The organism is Pseudomonas sp. C11 (assembly GCF_034683865.1).
Classification (GTDB): domain Bacteria; phylum Pseudomonadota; class Gammaproteobacteria; order Pseudomonadales; family Pseudomonadaceae; genus Aquipseudomonas.
Genome location: NZ_JAWIIP010000007.1, coordinates 67,567 through 76,806, shown reverse-complemented (window position 1 = coordinate 76,806; position 9,240 = coordinate 67,567). Strand labels below are relative to the sequence as shown.

Below are 9,240 nucleotides of genomic sequence, written 5' to 3'. Positions count from 1 at the left end.
TCGTGAGGGGGAGGCCTGTGGCACACTGACCGCTTGCAGACGCCGAAGTTTGCCAAACATTTAGCCATCTTGCGCGCATAATCCGAGAACCTCATGACTCAGACCGACTCCGCCGCCATGAAGACCATCGTGCTGGTCGAGGACGACGACGTCGTTCGTACCTTGACTGCGGAGGTGCTGCAGGCGTTCGGCTACCGTGTGCAGGCGCTGCGCGATGGCACCGCCGCGCTGCAGGTGCTGCGCAGCGATCAGCCGGTCGATCTGCTGATGAGCGACATCGGCCTGCCCGGCATGGACGGCCGCGAACTGGTCGAGGCCGCACGCCAGCTGCGGCCGAGCCTGCCGGTGTTGTTCGCCAGCGGTTATGACGAGCGTGAATTGCTCGAAGAGGTGCGCGCCCGCGACAGCGCGGCCACCGCCAGCATCGTCAAACCCTACGACCTGAAACTGCTGGCCGCGCGGCTGAGCGAGCTGACTGGCGCCTAACCGGCTGCCTGCTGGTTGAGCACCAGCAGGCGCGCGGCGGTTTCCGCATCCGGCTGGCCGTCGTAGTTGGCGGGGCGGTATTTCATCTGGAAGGCGGCGATGACATTGCGCGTGGCTTCGTCCAGCTCGCCGTTGCGCGGCACCGTGTAGCCCTGACGCGCCAGTTGCTCCTGGAACCACTCGACGCTAGGCAGGCTGACGGCGAACAGTGCCTGCTGGCGCGCCACCTGTGCTTCGTCCGGCCAGGGAATCAGGCCCTCGTCGGCCAGGCGCTTCCAGGGGAACAGCGGGCCCGGATCGACCTTGCGCTGTGGCGCGATATCGCTGTGGCCGATGATCGAGCCCAACGGTAGTTGGTGACGGCGCACGATGTCCTTGAGCAGGGCCACCAGCACGTCGATCTGCTGCGGTGCGAAGGGCTGCCAATAGCGGCCCTTGGGCGTGTCGTAATAGCCCTGGTTGACCAGCTCGATGCCGATGGTCGAGGCATTCAGCCAGGTGCGCCCCTGCCACTCGCTGACCCCGGCATGCCAGGCGCGGCGGTTTTCATCGACCAGGCGATAGAGCGTCGCCGGCCGGTCGCCGATCAGGTAGTGGCTGCTGACGTCGGTGGTGGTCAGCAGATCCAGCGAGCGCGCCAGATCGGCGGAGGTGTAGTGCAGCACCACGTACTGCACGCGGCTGTTCTGGCCGACGGCGGTGTGGCTGTCGTCGATGCGCAGGCCGCCGCAGCCGGCGAGCAGAAAGAAACACAGGGCAAGGCAGAAAAACTTCATAGGTGACTGAATACGCTTTGCAGGTTGTCCAGCAGCATGTCGACGCTGAGCATGATCAGCAGCATGCCCATCAGTCGCTCCACCGCCATCAACCCGCGGTTACCGAGAAAACGCTGCAGGAACGAAGCCTGCAACAGGATGAATGCCGTCGCCGCCCAGGCCAGGATCAGGGCCAGGTACAGCTCCCAGATCGGCCCGGTGTGGGTGTTGCGCAAGGTCATCAGCACCGCGAGTGCCGAAGGCCCGGCCACCGCCGGCGTGGCCAGCGGCACCAGCATCGGCTCGCCGTCCGGCACGTCGCCGAGCAGGCCCTGCGGGCTGGGGAAGATCAGGCGCATGGCGATGACGAATAGGATGATACCGCCGGCAATCGCGGTCGCCTCCCGCGACAGGCCAAGCCCGGTGAGGAATTTGTCACCAAAGGTGAGAAACAGCAGCAACAGGCCGAGGGCGAACAGCAGCTCGCGGGCGGCGACCCACAGCCGGCGGCGCGGCTCGACGTTCTTCAGCGCGGCGATGTAGATGGCGATGTTGCCGAACGGGTCGGTGACCAGAAAGATCAGTACGGCGATGCTGAAGATGTCCATGGCGGCCTCCGGTGAACGAGGCTGCGTAGTCTAGAGGTGGCCAAGGCTTGAAGCGAGGGGCTCAGTCCTCGAAGACCAGTGGGCAGCGCTCGGCGCCTTCGAGCTTGAGGATTTCCTCCACCACTTGCGGCCGCGCCTGACGCAGTACCAGCTGGCGTTGCAGCACCTGCAGGCGCCGCGCTTCCTGGTGCAGCATCTCGACGCCGGCATAGTCGATGAAGTTGATGTGCCGGGCATCGATCACCACACGCGGGGCGTGGCTGTTCTGCAGCAGTTGCTGGATGTAGTGGCAGGCGCCGAAGAAGATCGAGCCTTCGACGCGCAGCACCTCGTCGTCGCCGTCCTGCCACAGGCGCACGCGCGGCTGCGAGGTGCGCTTGAGGTAGAAGAACAGCGAGGCCAGCACGCCGGCATAGATCGCCGTTTGCAGCTCCAGCACCAGGGTGGCGGCAAAGGTCAGCAGCATCACCACGAACTCGGCGTGGCTGACCCGGCGCAGCGCACGGATCGCTGGCAGATCCACCAGCCCCCAGCAGATCAGCAGGATGCCGGCGGCCATCACCGGCAGCGGGATATGCGCCAGCAACGCCGCGCCGAACAGGGCGAACAGGGCCACCAGCAGCGCCGAGAACATCCCGGCCAGCGGTGTACGCGCGCCGGCTTGCAGGTTCAGCGCCGAGCGTGTGAAGGAGCCGGCCGACAGCGAGCCGGAAAACCACGGGCCGATGATGTTGGACAGGCCCTGGGCGCGCACTTCCTGATTGGCGTCGAGGAACTGGTGCGACTTCACCGCCAGGGCGCGGGCGATGGACAGGCTGGTGACCAGCCCGAGCATGCCGCAGGCCACCGCTGCGGGCAGCAGGCGCAGCACGTCATCGAGGTCGAAATGCAGTGCGGTCAGTGGCGGCAGGTTGCCGGCGAAGGACGCTACCAGGGCGATCTGCTCGGCGTAACGCGCCGGCAGCAGCCAGGCCAGCAGGCTGCCACCGACCAGGCCGATCAGCAGCGCCGGTGCCTTCGGCCAGAGCCGGCGCACGGCCAGGCTCAGCAGCAGGGTGAAGGCGGCAAGTGCCAGGCTCGGCCAGTGTGTCTCCGGCAGATGACGACCGATCTGCAACAGGCTGCTCAGCGCCGTGGCCTGGCTCGGCACCTCGACGCCGAGCAGGTTGGGCACCTGGCCGATGGCGATGACCAGCGCCGCACCGAGGGTGAAACCGAGCACCACCGACTGCGAGACGAAGTTCACCAGGGCGCCGAAGCGCAGCAGGCCGAGCAGCCACTGGAACAGTCCGGCGAGGAAGGTCAGCAGCAGCACCAGGGCGATGAACTCTTCGCTGCCGACCTTGGCCATGGGGCTGACGCTGGTGAACAGGACGATGGAAATGGCCGCCGTCGGCCCACAGATCAGGTGCCAGGACGAACCCCACAGGCAGGCGATGATCACCGGCACGATGGCCGCGTACAGACCGTATTCGGCCGGCAATCCGGCGATCAGCGCATAGGCCAGCGATTGTGGCAGGGCCAGGATGGCGCCGGTCAGACCCACCAGCAGGTCGTTGCCGAGGGTGCTGCGGCGAATACCGGGCAGCCAGCGCAGGAAAGGCAACAGGGTCTGAAGGTCGGGTAGCGGCATCGTTGGCGAGTTGGTTTCGTCCAGAAGCGTGAAGTGTAAACGACATGGCCAGGCCGCCGCTGGCGCTCTGCCTGCGGTCGTCACTGGCCACGCCTGGTAGGAGCGGTTCAGCCACGATCAGGGTCAGGCTCTGCGCCGGCCTCGGATCGCAGCTGAGTTAGTGCCTACAGAGGCGTCGTCACAGCCGCGCCTTCACCGCTGCCAGGCCGTCGCCGCCATCACGGGTGGTCACGCCCTGCAACCAGCCATCGAGCACCTGCGGGTTGGCTTTGAGCCAGGCCTTGATCGCCGCGTCGTTGCTGGCCTGCTTGCTCAGCACCTGATCCATGATGCTGTTCTCCATGTCCTGGGTGAACCGCAGGTTGCTCAGCAGCTTGCCGACGTTCGGGCACTGCGCGGCATAGCCCTTGCGCGCCAGGGTGTTGACCTGGCCGCTGGCGCCGAAATACTTCTCGCCGCCCTTGAGGTACTTCATGTCGTACTGCACGTTCATCGGGTGCGGCGTCCAGCCGAGGAACACCACGAACTGATCGCGCTTCACCGCACGGCCGACCTGCACCAGCATCGCCTGCTCGCTGGACTCCACCAGTTTCCAGTCACCCAGGCCGAACTCGTCGGCGGCGATCATCTGCTTGATCGACTCGTTGGCCGGCGAGCCGGAGGCGATGCCGTAGAGTTTCTTGCCGAACTGGTCGGCGTGCTTGTCGAGGTCGGCGAAGGTCTTCACCCCGGCTTCATAGGCATAGGTCGGCACGGCCAGGGTGTACTCGGTGCCCTCGAGATTCTGCGTGACCTTGTCCACCTCGCCGCTGGCGACGAACTTGTCGTAGTTGCTCTGCTGCGCTGGCATCCAGTTGCCGAGGAATACGTCGACCTGGCCCTTCTGCAGCCCGGCGAAGATGATCGGCACGGCCAGGGTCTGGCTCTGCGCCTCGTAGCCCAGGCCATCGAGCAGGAAGCTGGCGATGCCGTTGGTCACGGCGATGTCGCTCCAGCCCGGATCACCCAGCTTGACCGTGCCACAGGCTGCGTCCTCGGCCCAGACATTGCCGGCGCTGGCGAGCGCGGTGGTGAGTAACAGCACATTGAATCGGTTCATGGCGTCTCTCCTTTTTTCTTCTGTTATGGCGGCAGTGGGTAAAGGTTCACACCTGAGGGAAGCGCGCGCGGCGTTCCAGGTCATCCAGGTCGATATGGTTACGCATGTATTGCTGGCTGGCGTCGACCCAGGGGTGGTGATCCCAGCTGGTCAGCTTGCCCTGGCTCAGTGCTTCGGCCACCAGGCGCCGGCGGCGCTGGCTGGCCAGGGTGGCGGCGTGGATCGCCGGGATGTCCCAGCGCTCGCGGGCCTCGGCGAGGAAGCCGGCGAGGATGCCCTTGTGCTCGCTGGATTCGGCCAGGTTGTGCAGCTCCTGCGGGTCGCTGTCGAGGTTGAACAGCAGCAGCGGATCCTGCTCGGAGTAGACGAACTTCCACGGGCCGCGACGAATCATCATCAGCGGGCCGACGGTGCCTTCGGCCATGTATTCGCCGAGCACTTCGTCATGCCCGCCCTCACCCTTGAGGTGCGACAGCAGCGAGTGGCCTTCCAGCTCCAGGCCGGCATCGACCTGGCCACCGGCAAGCTCCACCAGGGTTGGCAGCAGATCGAGGGTGGAGACCGACTGGCTGACCCGGTGCGCGGCGAAGCGCTTCGGCGCATGCACCAGCAGCGGTACGCGGGCGGCCATCTCGAACCAGTGCATCTTGTACCAGAGGCCACGCTCACCCAGCATGTCGCCGTGGTCGCCGGAGAAGACGATCAGGGTGTCCTCGGCCAGGCCGCATTCCTCCAGGGTCTTCAGCAGCTTGCCGATGTTGTCGTCGATGTAGCTGCAGGCGCCGAAATAGGCGCGGCGGGCGTCGCGGATCTTGTCCTCGGGTAGCGGCTTGTCCCACAGGTCGATGACCTTGAGCAGGCGCTGCGCGTGCGGATCCTGCTCGGCCTGGTCGATATGCTGGCGCGGCATGGGGATGTCCACGCCTTCGTAGCGATCCCAGTATTCGCGCGGGATGGTGTAGGGGTCGTGCGGGTGGGTCATCGACACGGTCAGGCAGAACGGCTGTTCGGGCGTCAGGCGCACGTGGTCGTAGAGATACTGACGCGCCTTGAACACCACCTCCTCGTCGAAATCCAGCTGGTTGCTGCGTACGCAGGGGCCGGCCTGCAGCACCGAGGACATGTTGTGGTACCAGCTGGCGCGCACGTCCGGCTCGTCCCAGTTCACCGCCCAACCGTAGTCGGCCGGGTAGATGTCGCTGGTCAGACGCTCCTCGTAGCCGTGCAACTGATCCGGGCCGCAGAAGTGCATCTTGCCCGACAGCGCCGTGCGGTAGCCGAGGCGGCGCAGGTAGTGGGCGTAGGTGGGCACGTCGGCGGGAAAGTCCGCGGCGTTGTCATAGGCGCCGATCTTCGACGGCAGCCGGCCGCTGACCATGGTGAAGCGCGACGGCGCGCAAAGCGGGCTGTTGCAGTAGGCCGAGTCGAACACCACGGCCTGCTCGGCCAGCTTCATCAGGTGGGGCATCTGCACCGGCGAGGCGGCATCGTGCAGCGGCAGGATCGGCGCGGCCATCTGGTCGGCCATGATGAAGAGGATGTTCGGGCGCTTCATGGTGGCGGCTATTCCATACTGTGGGTTTATGCGACAGTGCGGGCACCATGATTCCGGTAGAACGGCAGCAGGGTAAACCCGGTTGCGACACATGCCTCGGATAAGTAGAGCTTATGTTTAAAGCCATCAATGGGCTGTCGCTCGACGCGCTGCGGGTGTTCGAGTCGGCGGCGCGCCAGCTTAGTTTCACCGCCGCCGCCAGCGAGCTGGGCAGCAGCCAGCCGGCCATCAGCCAGCAGATCAAGCGCCTGGAGCAGCAACTGGCCACGCGCCTGTTCGACCGGGTCTATCGCGGCATCGTGCTGACCGAGGCCGGTGAGCTGTTGCTGACCCATGTGCAGGAGGGGCTGGCGGCGCTCGACGCTGGCCTGGTGGCGGTCACGGCGCGGCAGCAGCATGAAGTGCTGCAGGTGGCCACCGACTTCGCCTTTGCCGCCTATTGGCTGATGCCGCGTCTGCAGCGCTTCAACCGCCTGTACCCGGAAGTGGACGTCAGTCTGATCACCAGCGAGCGCGATACCGCCACGCTGCCCAGTGAGATCGATGTGGCGATCCACTTCGGTGACGGTCGTTTCAAGCACGGCGAAGCGCATCTGCTGTTTCGCGAGGAGGTATTCCCGGTGTGCAGCCCGCGCCTGCTCGGCGAGCGTCAGCTGCCACTGCCGACCAGGGTGCTGACCGAGTTGCCGCTGTTGCACCTGCGCCCGGAACACCGTTCGCGCTGGTTCGATTGGGAGGGACTGTTTCGCGCCCTGGGCATTGCCAGCCTGCCGACACCCGGCGCGCTGCGCTTCGACAACTACACCCTGCTGATCCAGGCCGCGATTGCCGGGCAAGGCGTGGCCATCGGCTGGCGCCATCTGGTGGATGAACTTCTCGCGCAGGGGCTGCTCTGTCGTCTGGGTGACGCCGAAGCGCATTCGGCGCTCGGCTATTACCTGGTGCTGCCCGAACGCAAACGCCGCCAGCGCCTGACCGCGCGCTTCGTCGACTGGCTGCAGGCCGAGCTGGATGCCTCGGCAGCGAGCGTTTGATCGGGCCATACTGCAATAGCCCGTGCCGAATCCCTATACTGAGCGCCGCCGCACACCGCCATCGCGCGAAACGTGCTTGCGGCCCCTCCACTCCAACCGGTGAGCTGAACCGTGAAACTCCGTCATTCGATTTTGGGCCTGCTGCTCTGTGGCAGCCTTGTAGTTTCGAACCTCCAGGCCGCTCCGGCCCAACCCAAGCAGGAATTGGCCGCCGGTAGCGCGTTGCTGATCGACCTGAATACCGGCAAGGAGCTGTATTCCAGCAACCCCGACCTGCGTCTGCCGATTGCCTCGGTGACCAAGCTGATGACGGCCATGGTCACCCTCGACGCCAAGCTGCCGCTGGATGAAGTGCTGCCGGTCAACATCCGCGACACCAAGGAAATGCAGGGCGTGTTCTCCCGCGTGCGTGTCGGCAGTGAGCTGAGCCGCCGCGACATGCTGCACCTGGCGCTGATGTCCTCGGAAAACCGCGCCGCCGCCAGCCTCGCCCACCACTATCCGGGCGGCCAGGCGGCCTTCATCAAGGCGATGAACGCCAAGGCCAAGGCACTGGGCATGACCCACAGCCGCTTCGTCGAGCCGACCGGCCTGTCCGAGGAGAACGTGTCCACTGCTCGCGACCTGGCGCTGATGGTCAAGGCTGCCCGTCAGTACCCGCTGATCCACGAGTTCACCACCGACTCTGAAACCACCATGGCCTTCCGCAAGCCCAACTACACCCTGGGCTTTCGCAACACCAATGCCCTGGTGCGCAAGGCCGACTGGAACATCTACCTGAGCAAGACCGGCTTCACCAACGCTGCCGGCCGCTGCCTGGTGATGGCCACCACCATGGCCAACCGCCCGGTGGCGTTCGTCGTGCTCGGTGCGTTCGGCAAGTACACCCACATGGCCGACGCCAACCGCCTCAAGCGCTGGCTGGAAACCGGAAAGGTGTCGCCAGTGCCGGCTGCCGCGCTCAGCTACAAGCAGCAGAAGCTGGCCGAGTGGAGCCTGCAGGCCAAGCAGTGATCTGGCATTGATGCGAAAAAGGGCGACTCGATGAGTCGCCCTTTTTCGTTGTGCCTCTGTCGCGTAGCCCGGATGCAATCCGAGGAAACAGATGCACGGCTCCCGGATTGCATCCGGTCACGTCAATTCGGGTTGCCCAGGTGCTCGCTGAGAAAATCGAGAAAGCAGGTGATGCGCGAGGCCAGCGCGGTATTGCGGTAGTACACCGCATGCACCGGCTGACGCACCTCGACGCGCTGCTCGGCCAGCACCTCTACCAGCGCACCGCTGGTGCGGGCAGCATCGGTCATGAAATCCGACAGGCACACCAGCCCCTCGCCAGCCAGCGCCAGGGTCAGCAGCGTATCGCCACTGGAAGCGCGCAGGCTCGGGGTGATGCGCCAGCGCTCGCCCAGGGCGTGGCGCAGTGGCCACTCGTTGAGACCGTCGGGCTCGGTGAAGCCGAGCAGACTGTGCCCGGTCAGATCCTCGGTGCGCGCCGGGCTGCCGTGCCGACGCAGGTAATCGGGGCTGGCCAGCACGCGCCGGCGGCTATGGCACAGCGGCCGGGCATGCAGGCTGGAGTCCGGCAGGTGGCCGATGCGGATGGCCAGGTCGGTACGCCGCTCCAGCAGATCGATGATGCGGTCGTCGCTGTTCAGCTCCAGTTCGATCTGTGGATAACGCGCGCGAAACTCGCCGATCAGCGGCACGATCACGTGCAACATGAAGGGTGAGGCAGTGTTGATGCGCAAACGACCGGCCGGCGCCTGGCGCCGCAGGGCCATCTGCTCCTCGGCTTCTTCGACGCTGGCCAGGATGCGCCGTGCCTGGGCCAGGAACAGCTCGCCCTCCTCGGTCAGCTCCAGGCGCCGTGTGGTACGCCGCAGCAGGGTGACGGCGAGCTTGTCTTCCAGGCGACTCAGCGCCCGGCTCACCCCCGAGGCCGTTTGTTCGAGCCGTTCGGCGGCGGCGCTGATCGAGCCGCTGTCGACCACGCTGACGAACGCGAGCATTTCTTCCAGGCTGGTCTTCATCGTTGCGCTTGAGTCACGGACGCTAGCGGATTTGCTGGCG

The 9,240-nt window shown here is 65.7% G+C and carries 9 protein-coding genes; 3 read left to right on the top strand and 6 right to left on the bottom strand.

Annotation, left to right across the window (positions count from 1 at the left end; translation table 11 throughout):
- Nucleotides 1–93: 93 nt before the first annotated feature.
- On the top strand, nucleotides 94–486 hold the full coding sequence (locus VC352_RS12795) for a response regulator (protein ID WP_322979938.1): 393 nt from the start codon (nucleotides 94–96) through the stop codon (nucleotides 484–486).
- Here the strand turns inward: VC352_RS12795 and VC352_RS12790 are convergent.
- From VC352_RS12790 to betC, 5 genes are all read right to left on the bottom strand, one after another.
- Complete coding sequence (locus tag VC352_RS12790) at nucleotides 483–1,262, bottom strand: N-acetylmuramoyl-L-alanine amidase (protein WP_322979937.1); 780 nt, start codon at nucleotides 1,260–1,262, stop codon at nucleotides 483–485. The genes VC352_RS12795 and VC352_RS12790 overlap by 4 nt on opposite strands.
- A complete protein-coding gene (locus tag VC352_RS12785) occupies nucleotides 1,259–1,849 on the bottom strand; it encodes a MarC family protein (protein ID WP_322979936.1) in 591 nt (196 codons plus the stop codon). The genes VC352_RS12790 and VC352_RS12785 overlap by 4 nt, the downstream gene beginning before the upstream one ends.
- 61 nt (nucleotides 1,850–1,910) lie before the next feature.
- Nucleotides 1,911–3,482, bottom strand: a complete 1,572-nt coding sequence (locus tag VC352_RS12780) for a SulP family inorganic anion transporter (protein WP_322979935.1) — start codon at nucleotides 3,480–3,482, stop codon at nucleotides 1,911–1,913.
- A 178-nt stretch (nucleotides 3,483–3,660) separates the two neighbouring features.
- Nucleotides 3,661–4,581, bottom strand: a complete 921-nt coding sequence (gene choX / locus VC352_RS12775) for a choline ABC transporter substrate-binding protein (RefSeq protein WP_322979934.1) — start codon at nucleotides 4,579–4,581, stop codon at nucleotides 3,661–3,663.
- Between the two features lie 46 nt (nucleotides 4,582–4,627).
- Nucleotides 4,628–6,136, bottom strand: coding sequence for a choline-sulfatase (betC, locus tag VC352_RS12770; RefSeq protein ID WP_322979933.1), 1,509 nt, complete (start codon nucleotides 6,134–6,136; stop codon nucleotides 4,628–4,630).
- A gap of 113 nt (nucleotides 6,137–6,249) precedes the next feature.
- Between betC and VC352_RS12765 the strand changes: the two genes are divergently transcribed.
- Nucleotides 6,250–7,170, top strand: coding sequence for a choline sulfate utilization transcriptional regulator (locus VC352_RS12765; protein WP_322979932.1), 921 nt, complete (start codon nucleotides 6,250–6,252; stop codon nucleotides 7,168–7,170).
- 111 nt (nucleotides 7,171–7,281) lie between these two features.
- Nucleotides 7,282–8,184 carry a D-alanyl-D-alanine endopeptidase gene (gene pbpG, locus VC352_RS12760; RefSeq protein WP_322979931.1) on the top strand — a complete coding sequence of 301 codons (903 nt, stop codon included), beginning with the start codon at nucleotides 7,282–7,284 and terminating at the stop codon, nucleotides 8,182–8,184.
- A 122-nt stretch (nucleotides 8,185–8,306) separates the two neighbouring features.
- Here pbpG and VC352_RS12755 read toward each other — a convergent pair whose 3' ends face one another.
- Nucleotides 8,307–9,200: a LysR substrate-binding domain-containing protein gene (locus VC352_RS12755; RefSeq protein ID WP_322979930.1), complete on the bottom strand. Its 894-nt coding sequence runs from the start codon at nucleotides 9,198–9,200 to the stop codon at nucleotides 8,307–8,309.
- Nucleotides 9,201–9,240: the final 40 nt, after the last annotated feature.